A 16,775-nucleotide genomic window follows, 5' to 3' on the forward strand; every position below is an offset into this window, starting at 1 on the left:
CGGTGTGGGTGGGGGCAAAGGAAAGCCGGCCGGAGGGCCCTGGTGGGCGCTCCGGCCGGCTCTATGTCGGTCGTGAAATCCTCGGACTCAGTTCGCCATCAGATCGGCGCCACGCCAGCTGAACTCCGGGTCCGCCGCGTACCGCACGGTGATCTTCACGAGATCCTCCGCGTACTTGTTCGCGTGGTGCCCACAGAACACCAGCTCGCTCCCACCCGCCAGAGTGACCCGGAGCTTGCCGGCAGCATTGCAGCGGTCGCACCGTTCATCGGCGGCCGGGGGGCTCACCGTCTCGGGCGGCGGCGTGAGGGTCGGGGTCATCGCCTTCCTCCTCTGGTCGTCACCGATGAACAATCTCTTCGGTCGTTGCTCACCTATCGTGCAACACCCTGTCCTGGCGCTGCCTTCCCTGTGTGCCCGCGGGGGACCGAGGTCACACATGGCAGGGACAGTGTGCCGTGCACCCAGGGTGCCACGTCAACGATCACATTCGTGCAACCGAACGATCACCATCCGACGTTGCACGCCAGGTGGTCAAAACGACACGTTCGGTTGACGATCGCGGATCAGTCGAGGTAGTCCCGGAGCACCTGCGAACGCGACGGGTGACGCAGTTTGGACATCGTCTTGGACTCGATCTGCCGGATGCGCTCCCGCGTCACACCGTAGACCTGGCCGATCTCGTCGAGCGTACGCGGCTGGCCGTCGGTCAGGCCGAACCGTAGGCGTACCACGCCCGCCTCACGCTCGGACAGCGTCTGCAGCACCTGCTGGAGCTGGTCCTGCAGCAGCGAGAACGACACCGCGTCGACCGCGACCACGGCCTCCGAGTCCTCGATGAAGTCACCCAGCTGGCTGTCACCCTCGTCGCCGATGGTCTGGTCGAGCGAGATGGGCTCCCGGGCGTACTGCTGGATCTCCAGCACCTTCTCCGGTGTGATGTCCATCTCCTTGGCCAGCTCCTCCGGAGTGGGCTCGCGGCCCAGGTCCTGGAGCAGCTCGCGCTGGATCCGGCCGAGCTTGTTGATCACCTCGACCATGTGCACCGGGATGCGGATGGTGCGGGCCTGGTCGGCCATCGCGCGGGTGATGGCCTGGCGGATCCACCAGGTGGCGTAGGTGGAGAACTTGTAGCCCTTGGTGTAGTCGAACTTCTCCACCGCGCGGATCAGGCCGAGGTTGCCCTCCTGGATCAGGTCGAGGAAGGCCATGCCGCGACCGGTGTACCGCTTGGCCAGCGACACCACCAGGCGCAGGTTGGCCTCGAGGAGGTGGTTCTTGGCGCGCTCGCCGTCCCGGGAGATCCAGAGCAGATCCCGCTGCATGTCGCGGGTGAGCTTCTCCTCGCCCTCCTCGGCGGCGCGCAGCCGCTCGGCGGCGTAGAGCCCGGCCTCGATCCGCTTGGCGAGCTCCACCTCCTGCTCGGCGTTGAGCAGCGGGACCTTGCCGATCTGCTTCAGGTAGGCCCGGACCGAGTCCGCGGAGGCGGTCAGCTCGGCGTCGCGCCGGGCCTGCTTGAGCGCCTCGGACTCCTCGTCGTCCCATTCGAAGTCGTTGTCGCTGGCGGAGTTCGCCGCGTCGGCCTCGGCGGCCTGGGTCAGCTCGGCCGGCTCCTCGACCACCACGTCCTCGATCTCGGCGGCGAGCTCCTCCGGGTCGATGTCGCCCTCGGCGGCCTCGCCATTGGCCTTGCCGGCCGCCTTGGTGGCCTTCGCGGGACCGGCCGCCGCGGCCACCGTCGCCTTGGTGGCGCGGGTGGCCTTCTTGGCCGGCACCGCGGCGTTGGCGGCCACCTCGGCGGTGGTGCCGGTGGCCTTGCGCGCGGTCGCCTTCCGCGGGGCGGGCGCCGGCGACTCCTCGGCGGCGGGCGCCTGCTTCGGGGCGGGCGCGGCGGCCTTCTTGGTGGTCTTGGCGGTGGTGGCCCGGGACGCCGGGGTGGCCGAGCGGGCGGCCGCGACGCGGCGGCGGGTGGTGGCCGAGCCGTCCACCACCACGGTCACTCCCGCCTCGGAGAGCGCCCGCAGGATCTTCTTGGCCTGGGCCGGAGTCACCTCGGCGGACTCGACGGTGCGCGCGAGCTGGGCCGACGTCAGCTGGCCGCCGGCGCTCTGCGCGTGGGCGATCAGGGTGTCGGTGAGCGAGCGAACGTCGGCGCCGGTCTGGCGGGGTTCTGTCACGAATGACCTTCCGGAGGCGAAGAGCGAGCACGGCCGGATCGTCCGGCGCAGAGCAAGACACCGTGCCGGGCGATGTGGTTGAGGGACCCCCGTGTCCCGGGCCGTCCGGTCGCTGGCGGTCCGTGGCGCGTGGGCAGGGGTGAATTGTAACGCCGTCTGCGGCGATCATCCCGCGCCGCACGGCGGACCGGCGACCGGACCGCAGATTCGGCGCAGATGTGGAGTTTGTAAGGATGATACCCGCGCGTGGCCCGGAACACCCCGGCCGTGCGGGAAGGGGACAAACGATGGACCGCTCGGCGCCGGCTCCGCGGGAACTGCTTGAGTTGGCGGTCGAGGTGGCCAGGGACGCCGCCGCGACCGCGAACCGGATGCGGGCCGAGGGGGTCTCGGTGGCCGCGACCAAGAGCACGGTCACCGACGTGGTCACCGCCGCCGACCGGGCGGTGGAACGGCAGGTGCTGGAGGCGCTGCGCCGGCTGCGGCCGGGCGACGCCGTCCTCGGCGAGGAGTACGGCGCCGGCGGGGCCGGGCCGGCCGGCCCGAGCGGGGTGCGGTGGATCATCGACCCGATCGACGGCACCGTGAACTACCTCTACGGGCTGCCGTACTGCGGGGTCTCGCTCGCCGCGGAGGTCGACGGCGAGGTGGTCGCCGGGGTGGTCCGCAACGTCAGCACCGGCGAGGAGTGGACCGCCACCGCCGGCGGCGGCGCCTGGCGGGACGGCGAGCGGTTGCGCTGCTCCAGCGAGACCGACCTCGGCCAGGCGCTGGTCGGCACCGGCTTCGGCTACGACGCGAAGCGCCGGGCGCACCAGGCCCGGGTGGTGGCCGAGCTGATCACGCAGGTGCGGGACATCCGCCGGCTCGGTGCCGCCGCGCTGGACCTCTGCCAGGCCGCCGAGGGGCGGCTGGACGCCTACTACGAGAAGGGGCTGGCCGCCTGGGACCTGGCGGCCGGCGGGCTGATCGCCACCGAGGCCGGACTGCGGGTCGCCGGGCTGGGCGGCCGGCCGGCCGGGCCGGACCTGGTGATCGCCGCCCCGCCGGCCCTGTTCGAGCCGCTGCACGCCCGGCTGGCGGACCTGGACGCCGCGGGCGGGCCGTGACCGGGCCCGCCCCGGCGTCACACCAGCCGGCCGGTCCACGCCCGCCGGCCGGTCAGGGCGCGGCGGGCGGGTGCCCGGGTGGGCCGGTCAGCCGTCCTCGGGCATCGGGCAGGAGCCGGGCGGCGCCACCGGGGAGCCGAGGTCACCCAGGGACTGGTTGACCTCGGTGGTGGTGGCCAGCTGCTGGAACGCGTTGCCCAGCACCACGTCGACGGTGTCGTCCTTGCGGTTGGCGTCGTAGTCGTACTCGGCGTTGTCGAGGAAGTACGCCCGCAGCAGGTGGGCCGAGCCGACGCCCTTCGGGCCGTAGCGCAGCACCGCCACGTCGTCGACCTGCTTCTTCTCGTTGCCTTCCTTCTTGACCTGGAACTTCCGGTTGCGGAAGTCGTCCGCGACGTTCGCGGCGAGGCCCGGCTGGTCCGTGCCGTTCAGCACGTTGATCTTCACGTCCTTGGGCTCGCGCAGGGTCACGTCGGCCAGCGGCCAGCCCTCCGGGCAGCCCCCGGCGAGGCCGGTGCCGCCCTGGGTGTCACGGACCAGGGCGACGACCACGAAGACCAGGGCCAGCACCGCCAGCAGACCGACGACAACGAGTGCTCGCACTCGCGCAAAGCTCATCAGGGCGCTCCCGGGCAGTGGTGGTGGCGGCGGCCGCCGGCGGTCGGACACCCCGCGGGCCGTCGAGTACGCCGCTGAGGTTAACGGTTGTCCGGCGGTCGCGTGGAAACAGCCGGACATGCCGGCGCGCCATCCGGGAAGCGGGTAGTACTACCCCTATCTTCGTGTCGCCTGAGTCACATTGGGAACAACTTCCCGTGCGGGGGCGTACATCTCTGCCACGAGGGCGGTATACATGCCACGCCCATAGGGGGGGTAAGGTACCGCGCTCGCTGGGGGAGTTTCCTCTGGCGGCTCGACCCAGCGGTCGTCGGGTCGGGTGACCGACACAAAGTGGTGGCCGGCCAGCGGAACCGAAACAGCGTCGTCCGGCGTTACAACCGGAAGCGACAACATCGAAATGGGAGAGTGAAACCGATGGCCACCGACTACGACGCCCCGCGTCGCGACGAGGTCGACCTCGGCGAGGACAGCCTGGAAGAACTCAAGGCCCGGCGCGTCGACTCACAGTCGGGCGCCGTGGACGTCGACGAGGCCGAGGTGGCCGAGAGCTTCGAGCTGCCCGGCGCCGATCTGGCCGACGAGGAACTCACGGTCAAGGTGCTGCCGATGCAGCAGGACGAGTTCCGCTGCGCCCGCTGCTTCCTGGTGCATCACCGCAGCCAGCTGGCGGTCGAGCGCAACGGCGAGCTGATCTGCCGTGAGTGCGTCTGACCACCCGTCATCACCAGCGGCGGCTCCGGTCGGGGCCGCCGCTGCCCGAGCCGCCGTGCGGCGCGCCGGGGGACCTGCTTGACTCGTGACGGGTAGCCGCCACCTCGGCGGCCATCCACGGGAGGTCAGACGCATGGGCGAGCGCAGCGAGCCGGCGGACGCGGACCGGCCGCCGGCCGGCCCCGGGCGCGAGGGCGACGAGCTGGGCGCCACCGTCGCGGCGTTGACCGCCGACGACATCGAGCCGGCCCGGCGCCGGCAGCTGCTCGGTCGGCTGGCCGGCCAGGCCAGGGCCCGCGGGCTGGCTGACCTGTTCAAGCCGAAGGCGGCCATCCGCTGGATGGTCGACACCGTCGCCGAGATGGCGCCGCACGTGCCCGTCCGGGACCTGGCCACCCTGCGCCGGCACTTCGACCTGGACGGCGAGGAGCTGGCCGACCGGCTGGTGCGCAACGCCGCGCGGGCGACCGCCGGGGTCGGCGCCGCGGGCGGGGGAGTCGCGGCGGTCGAGTGGACGGTCACCCCGACCCTGCTCTCCGCGCCGGTCCTGCTGGCCGCCGAGACGGTCGCAGTGGTGGCGATCGAGCTGAAGCTGATCGGCGAGCTGCACGAGGTCTACGGCGCGCCGCTGCCGGCCGGCGGCACCCAGCGGGCGGTCGCCCTGATGCAGTCCTGGGCCAGCCAGCGGGGGATCAACCCGATGATGCCCGGCGTGGGGGTGGGCGCTGTACTGGGCACCGCCGCCCGCAGGGAGCTGCGCGACATGCTGCTCAAGCGCTTCGGCCGCAACCTCACCACGCTCGGGCCGTTCCTCACCGGGGCGGCGGTGGCGAGCTACCTCAACCGGCGCGCCACCCGGAGGATGGCCGAGCAACTCCGTACCGACCTGCGCCGCAAGCGCGCGGCGCTGCCCGGCGCACCGCCGGCGGTGCCCCCGGCCCGCTGACCGCCGGCCGGGTCAGCCGGCGTCACGGGCGGCGAGGATCGCCTCGGCCAGCTCGACCGGGCGGCGGGTGCTCACCACCCAGAACGGGGTCGGGTCGGCCGGGTCGTCGAGCACCACCTGGACGGCGCCGGAGATCCACGGCCGCTGCACGACGAACGCCAGCGGGTCGGCGCCGACCCCGAGCACCTCGCGCCGCCCAGCCGCGTCGAGCGGGACCACGTCGGCCACGAACCGGACCGGCAGCCGCGCGTCGTCCACCCGCAGCTCGCCGTCGCGTACCGCGATCCGGATCCGGCCCAGCCAGGCCAGGCCGGCCACGGTCGCCGGCAGCAGCACCACGAAGGGCAGCCAGGCCCGCACGCCGGGCGCGCCCAGCCAGACCTCGGCGGCCAGCAGCGCGGCCGCGGCCAGCCCGCCCAGCCAGAGCCACCAGGGCAGGCCGAGCCGTTCGGAGTGCTCCGGGGGTGCCGCGGCGGTCGGCGCCGGGGACGGCGAGGATGGCGACAGGCTCACTCCTGCCAGGGTACGGCGCACGACGGCCGGCGGAACGGGCAGGATGTCAGGGGCACCCGAAGCGACCGGACGGAGGAGAACTGTGACCGACGTCGTACCCGTACCTGTACGGCGGCTCGATCCCGAGCTGCCGCTGCCGGCGTACGCCCATCCCGGCGACGCCGGGGCCGACCTGGTGGCGGCCGCGGACGTCGAGCTGCCGCCCGGCGGTCGGGCTCTGGTTCCGACCGGGGTGGCGATCGCTCTGCCGGAGGGGTACGTGGGTCTGGTCCACCCCCGTTCGGGGCTCGCGGCCAGACTCGGTGTGACGGTGCTCAACGCGCCCGGTACGGTCGACGCCGGCTACCGGGGTGAGATTCTGGTCAACCTGATCAACCATGATCGGGAGTTGCCGGCGAAGATCTTCCGTGGCGACCGGATCGCACAGCTCGTCGTGCAGCGGGTGGCGCGGGCCGAGTTCCAGCCGGTGGCGGAGCTGCCCGCGTCCCGGCGGGGGACCGGTGGGCACGGCTCAACCGGCGGGCACGCCGGGCTGGTGCCCCCGCCGGCGACCGGCGGGCGGCAGGACGGAACGGCCGGACGGCGTACGGCGCCGGCCGGGGCCGGCCGTACGGAAGAGGTGACAGGGTGAGTGCGAACAGCGGAGGGTGGGCGCAGTGATCTTCTCCCGGAAGCGGGCCGGTGCCGGACGGCACACCCGTGACGAGCGGACCACGGAGGTCCTCGACTCGCGCGAGCTGGAGGAGTCGATCCCGGCGACCCCGGTGCGCGGCCCGTACGACGTCTCCGAGGCGCCCGTCGGGGTGCAGCGGCTCGACCTGGGCAGCCTGCAGATCCCCGCGGTACCCGACGTGGAGGTGCGGGTGCAGGCCGACCCGCAGGGCGTGGTCCAGCAGGTGGTGCTGGTGCACGGCCAGAACGCCCTGCAGCTCGGCGTCTTCGCCGCCCCGCGGTCCGAGGGCATCTGGGACGAGGTGCGCGAGGAGATCCGCCAGTCGCTGTTCGCCGAGGGCGCCGCCGCCCAGGAGGTCCAGGGCGAGTACGGCACCGAGCTGCACGCCCGCGTCCGCACCCCGGACGGCGTCACCGACCTGCGGTTCGTGGGCGTCGACGGGCCGCGCTGGATGGTTCGCGGGGTCTACCAGGGCGCCGCGGCCACCGATCCGGCCGCCGCGGGCCCGCTCGCCCAGTGCCTCGACGGCCTGGTCGTGGACCGGGGCCACGAGGCGAAGCCGGTGCGCGAACCGCTGCCCCTGCGGCTGCCCCGCGAGGTGGCCGAGCAGGCCGGTGCGGAGGATGCGGCCACGCCGGCCAGCGGTCCCCAGGAGGTCTGACCGCGCCGCCACCGGCCCGCCGGGACCGGTCCGGTCGGCGTACGCTGGCGGGACGATCCCGGCGTCGCCGGGTTCGGGCCAGGTGCCGGCGCCGCCGGCCAGCGTGGAGAGGTGACGCGGAGGTCATGTCGACCGACGAGGGCCGGGGCTCGCTGCGGCGGATGCTGCGACGGCTCACCGCGAGCGAGGCCGAGATCGAGGCGCAGGAACTGCGCCGGGAGAGCGCCGAGCACGGCGGCGTGCCGGCCCGGCAGTGCGTGCGGGGGCAGGTGGTCTCGGTGGCCGGCCGGCTGCGCACCGTGGTCTACACTCCGCGCACCAACCTGCCGACCCTGGAGGCCGACCTGTACGACGGCAGCGACGTGGTGACGCTGGTCTGGCTGGGTCGCCGGCACATCGCCGGCATCGAGCCGGGCCGCCACCTGACCGCCCGCGGCCGGGTGGCCGTACGGGACGACCGCAAGGTCATCTACAACCCGTACTACGAGCTGGAATCGCCGAAGTGACCCTGCGGGCGCGGCGGACGGAAGGCGTGCGATGACGACGGGACAGGACCGGGCGGCGCAGCCGGAGACCGGGCCGGAAGAGGACGAGCGGCTGCCCACCCTCGCCGAGCAGATGGCCGACCAGCTCGGCGGCTGGCGCGGGCTGGTCGAGTCGAGCATCCCGGTGGTCGTCTTCGTGGTGGCCAACATCGTCGGCGAGTTGCGTCCCGCGGTGATCGCCGCGGTGGCCGTGGCGCTGGCCACCGCGGGGCTGCGGCTGGCCCAGCGCCGGCCGGTCCGGCACGCGATCAACGGGCTGTTCGGCATCGCCATCGGCGCGGCAATCGCCTGGCGCACCGGTGACGAACGCGACTTCTACCTCCCCGGCATCCTCTACGGCATCGGCTACGGGCTGGCCCTGCTGCTCTCGGCGGTGATCCGGCAACCCCTGGTGGGCTGGATCTGGTCGGTGCTGGTGGCCAAGGGGCGCGCCGAGTGGCGCGACGACCCGCGCCTGGTGCGGACGTTCACCGGGCTCACCGTGCTCTGGGGCGTGGTGTGGCTGGCCAAGGTGGGCGTGCAGGCCGGGCTCTACCTCGCCCACCAGGACACCGCGCTCGGCGTGGCCCGGCTGGCGCTGGGCTACCCGCCGTACGCGCTGCTGCTGCTGATCACCGTCTGGACGGTCCGCCGGGCGACCCGGCAGGCGCAGCCGGCGGCGCTGCCCGGCGCCTAACCCGCCGCACCCCGGCGCCGGTGCGCTCAGCGCTGCTCGCGGGTCCGCTCCACGCTGTCCGGCCCGAGCACCACCGCGCGGACGGCGTCCTCCATCTCGGCGGTGCACACGAAGATCAGCTCGTCGCCGGCCTCGATCGGGTCGTCCGGACTGGGCACCAGCACCCGCTTGCCGCGCAGGATCGCCACCAGCGCGGAGTCGCGGGGCAGCGGCACCGCGTGCAGCGGCTGGCCGACGTACGGCGCGGTCGGCGGCAGGGTGATCTCCACCAGGTTCGCCTCGCCCTGCCGGAAGGTCATCAGCCGGACCAGGTCGCCGACGGTGACCGCCTCCTCGACCAGCGCGGCCATCACCCGCGGCTTGCTCACCGCGACGTCCACCCCCCACTGCTCGGTGAACAGCCACTCGTTCTCGGCCCGGTTCACCCGGGCGACCACCCGGGGCACCGCGAACTCGGTCTTGGCCAGCAGCGAGACCACCAGGTTGACCTTGTCGTCCCCGGTCGCCGCGACCACCACGTCGCAGCCGGCCAGGTCGGCCTCCTCCAGGCTGGCCAGCTCGCACGCGTCGGCCAGCACCCACTCGGCGGCGGGTACCCGGTCCGGGCGCAGCATCTTGGGCTGGCGCTCGATGAGCATCACCTGGTGGCCGTTGTCGATCAGCTCCTGGGCGATGGAGCGGCCCACGTTGCCGGCGCCGGCGATGGCGATCCGCATGCTCACTGACCTCCTTCCGGCGGCGCTCCCGCCACCGACGTGACCGTCGCCACAATGTCGTCGGTGACCAGCATGAAGAGCTGGTCGCCCTCCTGCACGGCGGTGGACCCGGTGGGCAGCGTGCCGATGCCGAAGCGGATCAGGTACGCCAACCGGGCCCCGGTCGCCTCCTCCAGCGCGCGCACCGGCCGGCCGATCCAGTCCTTGTGCACCGGCACCTCCACGATCGACACGGTGCTGGTCGCGTCGCGGAAGATCTCGACGGTGCCCTCGGGCACCAGGTGCCGCAGCATCCGGTCGGCGGTCCACCGGACGGTGGCCACGGTGGGGATGCCCAGCCGCTCGTAGACCTGCGCCCGGCGCTGGTCGTAGATCCGGGCCGCCACCCGGGACACCCCGAACGTCTCCCGGGCCAGCCGGGCCGAGATGATGTTGGAGTTGTCGCCGCTGGAGACGGCGGCGAACGCGTCCGCCCGCTCGATGCCGGCCTGCCGGAGCACCTCGCCGTCGAAGCCGGCCCCGGTGACGGTGATCCCGGCGAAATCGGGGCCGAGCCGGCGGAACGCGTCGGCGTCCTGGTCGATGACCGCGACCGAGTGCCCCCGCGCCTCCAGGCTCTGGGCGAGGGTCGAGCCCACCCGGCCACAGCCCATGATCACCACATGCACCGCGTCCCCTCCTCACAGCTGCCCACCCGCCCCGTGAGCGGGTCGTCTGCGAGCCTGCCACGTTCCGGGCGCGGGTGCGGACCGACGGTACTCCGCCCGTACACCCTCCTGTGATCGACCACCCCCGCGACGCCGTTGCGCTGGACGTACCCTTGGCGGTTGTGGCCAGACCCACCTCGCTGCTGAAGCGGCTGCTCGTCGGTCGACCGTTCCGGTCCGACCGGCTTCAGCACACCCTGCTGCCCAAGCGCATCGCGCTGCCCGTCTTCGCCTCCGACCCGCTCTCCAGCGTGGCGTACGCACCAGCGGAGATCCTGCTCACGCTCTCGATCGCGGGCGCGGCCTTCTACGCGTACGCGCCGTGGATCGCGATCGGCGTGGTGCTGGTGCTGGTCACCGTGGTGGCGAGCTACCGGCAGAACGTGCACGCGTACCCCTCCGGTGGGGGTGACTACGAGGTCGCCACGGTCAACCTCGGTCGCCGGTTCGGGCTGGTCGTGGCCAGCGCGCTGCTGGTGGACTACGTGCTCACCGTGGCCGTGTCGGTCTCCGCGGGGATGGAGAACCTCGGGTCGGCGGTGCCCTTCGTGGGTGAGCACAAGCTGGCGTTCGCGGTCGGCACCGTGCTCCTGCTGACCGCCATGAACCTGCGCGGGGTACGCGAGTCCGGCGTGCTCTTCGCCATCCCGACGTACGCCTTCATCGTCGGCATCTTCGGGCTGGTCGGCTGGGGCCTGTTCCGGATCCTGGTGCTCGGTGAGGAACTACGGGCGGAGAGCGCCGACTACACCGTCCGGGCCGAGGAGTCGGTTGCCGGGTTCGCCATGGTGTTCCTGCTGGTCCGGGCGTTCTCCTCGGGCTCGGCGGCGCTGACCGGCGTGGAGGCGATCTCGAACGGGGTGCCGGCGTTCAGGGCGCCGAAGAGCCGCAACGCGGCCACCACGCTGCTGCTCCTGGGTGCCATCTCCGCGACGATGATGCTCAGCATCATCGCGTTGGCCAGGATGACGGGCCTGCAGTACGTCGAGGACCCGGCCCGCCAGATCGAGGGGGTCGGCCCCGGTTACGTGCAGCCGACCGTGACCGCTCAGCTGGCCGGGGCGATCTTCGACCACTTCCCACCCGGGTTCTACTTCGTGCTCACGATGACCGCGCTCATCCTGGTGCTGGCCGCGAACACCGCCTACAACGGCTTCCCCGTGCTCGGGTCGATCCTGGCCCAGGACCGCTACCTGCCCCGGCAGCTGCACACCCGTGGCGACCGGCTCGCGTTCTCCAACGGCATCGTGTTCCTCGCCGGAATGGCGGTGGTGCTGATCGTGGCCTTCGACGCCCAGGTGACCCGGCTGATCCAGCTCTACATCGTCGGGGTGTTCGTCTCGTTCACCCTGTCGCAGAGCGGCATGCTGCGGCACTGGAACCGACTGCTCCGCACCGAGCGGGACCCGCGGCAACGGCGCCGGATGCTGCGCGCCCGGACCATCAACGGGTTCGGTGCGTTGATGACCGGTTTCGTGCTGATCCTGGTGCTGGCCACCAAGTTCACCCACGGCGCGTGGATCTCCATCGCCGCGATGGCGGTGATCTACGCCGTGATGATCGCCATCCGCCGGCACTACGACCGGGTCGCGGTGGAGCTGATCCCGGACGAGGGGCGGCCGGTGCTGCCGGCGCGCAACCACGCGATCGTGCTGGTCAGCAAGCTGCACCAGCCGACCCTGCGGGCGATCGCCTACGCCCGCGCCACCCGGCCCGACACCCTCACCGCGGTGACGGTCAACGTCGACGACAAGGACACCCGGCAGTTGCAGGCCGAGTGGGAGCGGCGCGACCTGACGGTCCCGCTCACCGTGATCGACTCGCCGTACCGGGAGATCACCCGCCCGATCCTGAACTACGTGGCGGGGGTCCGCCGGGCGTCCCCCCGCGACGTGGTCACCGTCTTCATCCCCGAGTACGTGGTCGGGCGCTGGTGGGAGAACCTGCTGCACAACCAGAGCGCGCTGCGGCTGAAGGGCCGGCTGCTGTTCGAGCCCGGGGTGATGGTGACCAGCGTGCCGTGGCAGCTCGCCTCGACCGCCAGCAAGAACCTCGACCGGCTCGACGCCGGCCTGTCCCGGGGGCCGGCGCGCGGGCCCCGGGTGGCGCCGCGCGGCACACTGCCGCCGAACGTCCCGCCGGTGGTCCCGGCCCCACCTGGCGAGGGTGGCCCGACCGCCGGGGGTGAGCGGTGACCGGACGCCACGACGGCCGCGGGCTGGAGGAGGCGCAGCGGGTCGAGCTGACCGTCGACGCGGTCGCCCCGGGCGGGCACTGCGTCGCCCGGGTGGACGGCCAGGTGGTCTTCGTCCGGCACGCGCTGCCGGGCGAGCGGGTGGTCGCCGAGGTCACCGAGGTGCACCGGGGGTTCGTCCGGGCCGACGCGGTGACCGTGCTGCGGGCCGCCCCCGAACGGGTCGAACCGCCCTGCCCGTACGCGAAGCCGGGCCGCTGCGGCGGCTGCGACCTGCAGCACGTCGCCCCGGCCGCCCAACTGGACTGGAAGGCCGCGGTGGTGCGCGAGCAGCTCACCCGGCTGGGCGGGCTGACCGACGCCGAGCTGGCCAGGCTCGGCGTCCGGGTCGAGGCGCTGCCCGGCGGGCGCCTGGGCTGGCGGTCCCGGGTCCGCTACGCCGTCGACGCGGCCGGCCGCGCCGGGCTGCTCAAGCACCGCTCGCACGAGGTGGTGCCGGTGGACCGCTGCCTGATCGCCCACCCCGCCATCCAGGAGCTGCCCGTGCTGACCGCCAGCGGGGCCCGCTGGCCGGAGGCGGACGCGGTGGAGACGGTCGCCTCGACCGGCGGGGACGTGACCGTCACCGCGGTCGCTGACGGGGTGCCGCGCCCGGTCAGCGGTCCCGAGCGGGTCCGCGAGCGGGCCGCCGGCCGGGAGTGGGTCCTGCCCGCGTCGTCGTTCTGGCAGGTCCACCCGGCCGCCGCCGACACCCTGGTCGACGCGGTGCTGGGGCAGCTCGACCCGCGTCCGGGGGAGACCGCCTGGGACCTGTACGGCGGTGCCGGGCTGTTCGCCGCCGCCCTCGCCGGCCGGGTCGGTGACACCGGTCGAGTCACCCTGGTCGAGTCGGCCGGGCCGGGGGTCGCCGCGGCCCGGGAGAACCTGCGCGACCTGCCCCGGGTGGAGGTCGTGGCGGCCCGGGTGGAGGCCGCGCTGGCCCGGCGCCGGATCACCGGCCCGGTCGACGTGGTGGTGCTCGACCCGCCGCGCTCCGGGGCGGGCAGCCGGGTCGTGCGCGACCTGGTGGCCGCCGGTCCCCGCGCGGTGGCGTACGTGGCCTGCGACCCGGCCGCCTTCGCCCGGGACGTGCGCACCTTCACCGGGCAGGGCTGGCAGCTCGCCGCGCTGCGCGGGTTCGACCTGTTCCCGATGACCCAGCACGTCGAGCTGGTCGGCCTGCTCCTGCCGCCGGGCTGACCGCTAGCCTGGCCCAGTGAAGATCGTCGGGTTGATGTCGGGCACGTCGTACGACGGGGTGGACGTGGCCGCCGCCGAGTTCACCGCTGAGGGGGACACGGTGTGGCTGCGCCCGCTGGGGCACCGCGGCCTCGACTACGACGACGACCTGCGCGCCGAGATCGGGGCGCTGCTGCCGCCGGCGGCCACCACGGTCGAGGCCGTCTGCCGGCTGGACAACCGCCTCGGCGAGGTCTTCGCCGAGGCCGCCGCGGTCGGGGTCGAGCTGGCCGGCGGCGCGGCCGACGCCGTCGTCTCACCCGGGCAGACCGTGTTCCACTGGGTCCGCGGCGGCCGGGCCCACGGCACCCTGCAACTCGGTGCGGTGGCCCGGGTGGCCGCCCGGGTCGGCGTACCCGTGCTCAGCGATCTGCGTTCGGCGGACATCGCCGCCGGCGGTCAGGGCGCACCCCTGGTCCCGGCCTTCGACGCGCTGCTGCTCGACCCGGCCGGCGCGCCGCGGGCCGCGCTCAATCTGGGCGGCATCGCCAACCTCACCGTGGTCGCGCCCGGCGCGCCGGTGCTGGGGTACGACGTCGGCCCGGCCAACGCGCTGCTCGACGCCGCGGCCCGGCGGTTCCTGGGCCGGCCCTGCGACCTCGACGGTGCCCGGGCGGCGGCCGGCCGGGTGCACCCCGGCCTGCTCGACGCGCTGCTCGCCGAGCCGTACTACGCGGCGCCACCACCGAAGTCGACCGGTAAGGAGCTGTTCCACGACGGCTACCTGGCCGGGCGGCTGGCCGCCGTCGGCGAGCCGGTGCCGGCCGACGACGTGCTCGCCACGCTGACCGAGCTGACCGCCCGGGTGGTGGCCGCCGAGTGCGACCGGCACGGCGTGGTGGAGGTGGTCGCCGCGGGCGGCGGGGTGCGCAATCCCACCCTCACCGCCCGGCTGGCCGCGCTCGGCGGCGACCGCTGGCGGCTGCGCACCACCGACGAGCTGGGCGTGCCGGCGCAGGCCAAGGAGGCGTACGCGTTCGCCCTGCTGGGCTGGCTCTCGTGGCACGGGCTGCCGGGCGCCCTGCCCTCGGTGACCGGCGCCACCCGCCCCGGCGTGCTCGGCTCCTGGACCCCGGCGGGACCGGCGCACGGCGCCGCCCCCGCCGTCCCGCCCCGCCGGCTGCGGATCCGCACCTGACCGGGCGCTCAGCGCCGCGCCGGGCCGGTGTGATCCCCGGCCAGGCTGCGCACTACCGCCCGGCCGATAGACTCTTCCGTCATGAGTGTTGAAGAGGACACGGCCCACCACACCGGGCTGCTGGCCACCGTCCGTGGCCCGCAGGACGTCAAGCGGATGTCCGCCGAGGAACTGGACATCCTCGCCGCCGAGATCCGTGACTTCCTGATCGCCAAGGTCTCCCGCACCGGTGGGCACGTCGGCCCCAACCTCGGTGTGGTCGAGCTGACGCTGGCCATGCACCGGGTCTTCGACTCTCCCCGGGACCGGCTCCTGTTCGACACCGGCCACCAGGCGTACGTGCACAAGATCCTCACCGGGCGGCAGGCCGGCTTCGACAAGCTGCGCCAGCGCGGTGGGCTCTCCGGCTACCCCAGCCAGGCCGAGAGCGAGCACGACCTGGTCGAGAACTCGCACGCCTCCACCGCCCTGTCGTACGCGGACGGCCTGGCCAAGGCGTACGCACTGCGCGGCGAGCAGCGCAGCGTGGTCGCCGTGGTCGGCGACGGGGCGCTCACCGGCGGCATGTGCTGGGAGGCGCTGAACAACATCGCCACCGCCGGCAACCCGCTGGTGATCGTGGTCAACGACAACGGCCGTTCGTACGCCCCGACCATCGGCGGCCTCGCCGACCACCTCTCGGCGCTGCGGCTCAACCCCGGCTACGAGAAGGTGCTCGACACCGTCAAGGAGGCGCTCGGGTCGACGCCGCTGGTCGGCAAGCCGATGTACGAGGTGCTGCACGCGGTCAAGAAGGGCATCAAGGACGCGGTCGCGCCGCAGGCGATGTTCGAGGACCTCGGCATCAAGTACGTCGGCCCGGTCGACGGGCACGACCGCGAGGGGGTCGAGTCGGCGCTGCGGGCGGCGAAGCACTTCGGCGGCCCGGTGATCGTGCACGCGGTCACCCGCAAGGGCTACGGCTACCGCCCGGCCGAGGAGGACGAGGCGGACTGCCTGCACGGCCCGGGTGCCTTCGACGTGGAGACCGGCAAGCTGGTCGCCGCGCCCTCGGTGAAGTGGACCCACGTCTTCGCCGACGAGCTGGTCGCGATCGCCGACGAGCGGCCCGACGTGGTGGGCATCACCGCCGCGATGGCCGAGCCGACCGGTATCGCCACGCTTGCCCGCCGGCACCCTGACCGGGTCTACGACGTGGGCATCGCCGAGCAGCACGCGGCCACCTCGGCCGCCGGCCTGGCGCTCGGCGGCCTGCACCCGGTGGTGGCGGTCTACGCGACCTTCCTCAACCGCGCCTTCGACCAGGTCCTGCTCGACGTGGCCATGCACAAGCTGCCGGTGACCTTCGTGCTGGACCGGGCCGGGATCACCGGCCCGGACGGGCCGAGCCACTACGGCATCTGGGACATGTCCGTCTTCGGCGTCGTACCCGGCCTGCGGATCGCCGCCCCCCGGGACGCCGCCAGCCTCCGCGAGGAGCTGCGCGAGGCGGTGGCTGTCGACGACGGCCCCACCGTCGTGCGGTTCCCGAGCGGCGCCGTCGCCGCCGACCTGCCGGCCGTCCGCCGGATCGGCCCGGTCGACGTGCTGGCCGAGTCGGCGCGGACCGACGTGCTGCTGGTCGCGGTCGGCTCGTTCGGGCAGCTCGGCATGGAGGTGGCCGCCCGGGTCGCCGAGCAGGGCTACGGGGTCACGGTGGTCGACCCCCGCTGGGTCCGGCCGGTCCCGGCCGAACTGGTGGAGCTGGCCGCGGGGCACCGGCTCGTGGTCACCGTCGAGGACGGCGTCCGGGTCGGCGGCGTCGGCGACGCCCTCGCCCAGGCCATGCGGGACGCCGACGTCCGGGTGCCGCTGCGCGACCTCGGCGTGCCGGCCGACTGGCACCCGCACGGCACCCGCGCGCAGATCCTCGCCGACCTCGGCCTCACCGCGCAGGACGTGGCGCGCGACGTCACCGGCTGGATCTCCCGGCTGGACGTCGAGCCGGTCGAGCCGGTCGGGTTCGCCACCGGCGACGCCCCCGCCCAGAACTGACCCACCGACCGCCGACGGCGGGTGCCCCGCTGACCCGGGCCGCCCGCCGTCGGCGGTCGGTGGGTCAGTTCTGGGC

17 protein-coding genes are annotated in these 16,775 nt (G+C 73.8%); 11 read left to right on the plus strand and 6 right to left on the minus strand.

From position 1 onward, the window contains the following. Nucleotides 1–87: 87 nt before the first annotated feature. Complete coding sequence (locus tag C1I99_RS18365) at nt 88–321, minus strand: DUF7455 domain-containing protein (protein WP_076471365.1); 234 nt, start codon at nt 319–321, stop codon at nt 88–90. 245 nt (nt 322–566) lie between these two features. After that, nucleotides 567–2,177 (minus strand): RNA polymerase sigma factor, encoded by a 1,611-nt coding sequence (locus C1I99_RS18370; protein ID WP_111135451.1) that lies wholly within the window; start codon nt 2,175–2,177, stop codon nt 567–569. A gap of 287 nt (nt 2,178–2,464) precedes the next feature. On the opposite strand from C1I99_RS18370, the gene C1I99_RS18375 reads away from it, so the two are divergent. Next, nucleotides 2,465–3,286: an inositol monophosphatase family protein gene (locus C1I99_RS18375; protein ID WP_111135452.1), complete on the plus strand. Its 822-nt coding sequence runs from the start codon at nt 2,465–2,467 to the stop codon at nt 3,284–3,286. Between the two features lie 87 nt (nt 3,287–3,373). Here C1I99_RS18375 and C1I99_RS18380 read toward each other — a convergent pair whose 3' ends face one another. Then, complete coding sequence (locus C1I99_RS18380) at nt 3,374–3,889, minus strand: LytR C-terminal domain-containing protein (RefSeq protein WP_199562234.1); 516 nt, start codon at nt 3,887–3,889, stop codon at nt 3,374–3,376. A 432-nt stretch (nt 3,890–4,321) separates the two neighbouring features. Here C1I99_RS18380 and C1I99_RS18385 point away from each other — a divergent pair, with 432 nt between their 5' ends. Further along, a complete protein-coding gene (locus C1I99_RS18385; protein WP_007075406.1) occupies nt 4,322–4,618 on the plus strand; it encodes a DUF4193 domain-containing protein in 297 nt (98 codons plus the stop codon). Between the two features lie 133 nt (nt 4,619–4,751). After that, complete coding sequence (locus tag C1I99_RS18390; protein WP_111135454.1) at nt 4,752–5,564, plus strand: hypothetical protein; 813 nt, start codon at nt 4,752–4,754, stop codon at nt 5,562–5,564. 12 nt (nt 5,565–5,576) lie between these two features. Here C1I99_RS18390 and C1I99_RS18395 read toward each other — a convergent pair whose 3' ends face one another. Then, nucleotides 5,577–6,071 (minus strand): DUF3093 domain-containing protein, encoded by a 495-nt coding sequence (locus C1I99_RS18395; protein WP_111135464.1) that lies wholly within the window; start codon nt 6,069–6,071, stop codon nt 5,577–5,579. An 88-nt stretch (nt 6,072–6,159) separates the two neighbouring features. Here C1I99_RS18395 and dut point away from each other — a divergent pair, with 88 nt between their 5' ends. The 4 genes from dut (at nt 6,160) to C1I99_RS18415 (ending at nt 8,632) form a co-directional block, all read left to right on the plus strand. Beyond that, a complete protein-coding gene (gene dut / locus C1I99_RS18400; RefSeq protein ID WP_199562232.1) occupies nt 6,160–6,708 on the plus strand; it encodes a dUTP diphosphatase in 549 nt (182 codons plus the stop codon). A 25-nt stretch (nt 6,709–6,733) separates the two neighbouring features. Continuing rightward, nucleotides 6,734–7,411 (plus strand): DUF3710 domain-containing protein, encoded by a 678-nt coding sequence (locus tag C1I99_RS18405; protein WP_111135456.1) that lies wholly within the window; start codon nt 6,734–6,736, stop codon nt 7,409–7,411. 125 nt (nt 7,412–7,536) lie between these two features. Beyond that, nucleotides 7,537–7,917 (plus strand): OB-fold nucleic acid binding domain-containing protein, encoded by a 381-nt coding sequence (locus C1I99_RS18410; RefSeq protein WP_111135457.1) that lies wholly within the window; start codon nt 7,537–7,539, stop codon nt 7,915–7,917. Between the two features lie 31 nt (nt 7,918–7,948). Next, nucleotides 7,949–8,632 (plus strand): DUF3159 domain-containing protein, encoded by a 684-nt coding sequence (locus C1I99_RS18415; RefSeq protein WP_111135458.1) that lies wholly within the window; start codon nt 7,949–7,951, stop codon nt 8,630–8,632. A 26-nt stretch (nt 8,633–8,658) separates the two neighbouring features. Here the strand turns inward: C1I99_RS18415 and C1I99_RS18420 are convergent, their stop codons facing one another. Beyond that, nucleotides 8,659–9,348, minus strand: coding sequence for a potassium channel family protein (locus C1I99_RS18420; RefSeq protein ID WP_111135459.1), 690 nt, complete (start codon nt 9,346–9,348; stop codon nt 8,659–8,661). Between the two features lie 2 nt (nt 9,349–9,350). Further along, nucleotides 9,351–10,016: a potassium channel family protein gene (locus C1I99_RS18425; RefSeq protein ID WP_111135460.1), complete on the minus strand. Its 666-nt coding sequence runs from the start codon at nt 10,014–10,016 to the stop codon at nt 9,351–9,353. A 161-nt stretch (nt 10,017–10,177) separates the two neighbouring features. Between C1I99_RS18425 and C1I99_RS18430 the strand changes: the two genes are divergently transcribed. The 4 genes from C1I99_RS18430 (at nt 10,178) to dxs (ending at nt 16,699) form a co-directional block, all read left to right on the plus strand. Further along, a complete protein-coding gene (locus tag C1I99_RS18430) occupies nt 10,178–12,250 on the plus strand; it encodes an APC family permease (protein WP_111135465.1) in 2,073 nt (690 codons plus the stop codon). Next, nucleotides 12,247–13,488 carry a class I SAM-dependent RNA methyltransferase gene (locus tag C1I99_RS18435; protein WP_111135461.1) on the plus strand — a complete coding sequence of 414 codons (1,242 nt, stop codon included), beginning with the start codon at nt 12,247–12,249 and terminating at the stop codon, nt 13,486–13,488. Before C1I99_RS18430 ends, C1I99_RS18435 begins: the two co-directional genes overlap by 4 nt. A 16-nt stretch (nt 13,489–13,504) precedes the next feature. Further along, nucleotides 13,505–14,665: an anhydro-N-acetylmuramic acid kinase gene (locus C1I99_RS18440; RefSeq protein ID WP_111135462.1), complete on the plus strand. Its 1,161-nt coding sequence runs from the start codon at nt 13,505–13,507 to the stop codon at nt 14,663–14,665. An 81-nt stretch (nt 14,666–14,746) separates the two neighbouring features. Next, entirely contained in the window at nt 14,747–16,699 is a 1,953-nt protein-coding gene (dxs, locus tag C1I99_RS18445) for a 1-deoxy-D-xylulose-5-phosphate synthase (RefSeq protein ID WP_111135463.1), read from the plus strand. Nucleotides 16,700–16,775: the final 76 nt, after the last annotated feature.

The organism is Micromonospora deserti (assembly GCF_003236335.1).
GTDB lineage: Bacteria > Actinomycetota > Actinomycetes > Mycobacteriales > Micromonosporaceae > Micromonospora > Micromonospora deserti.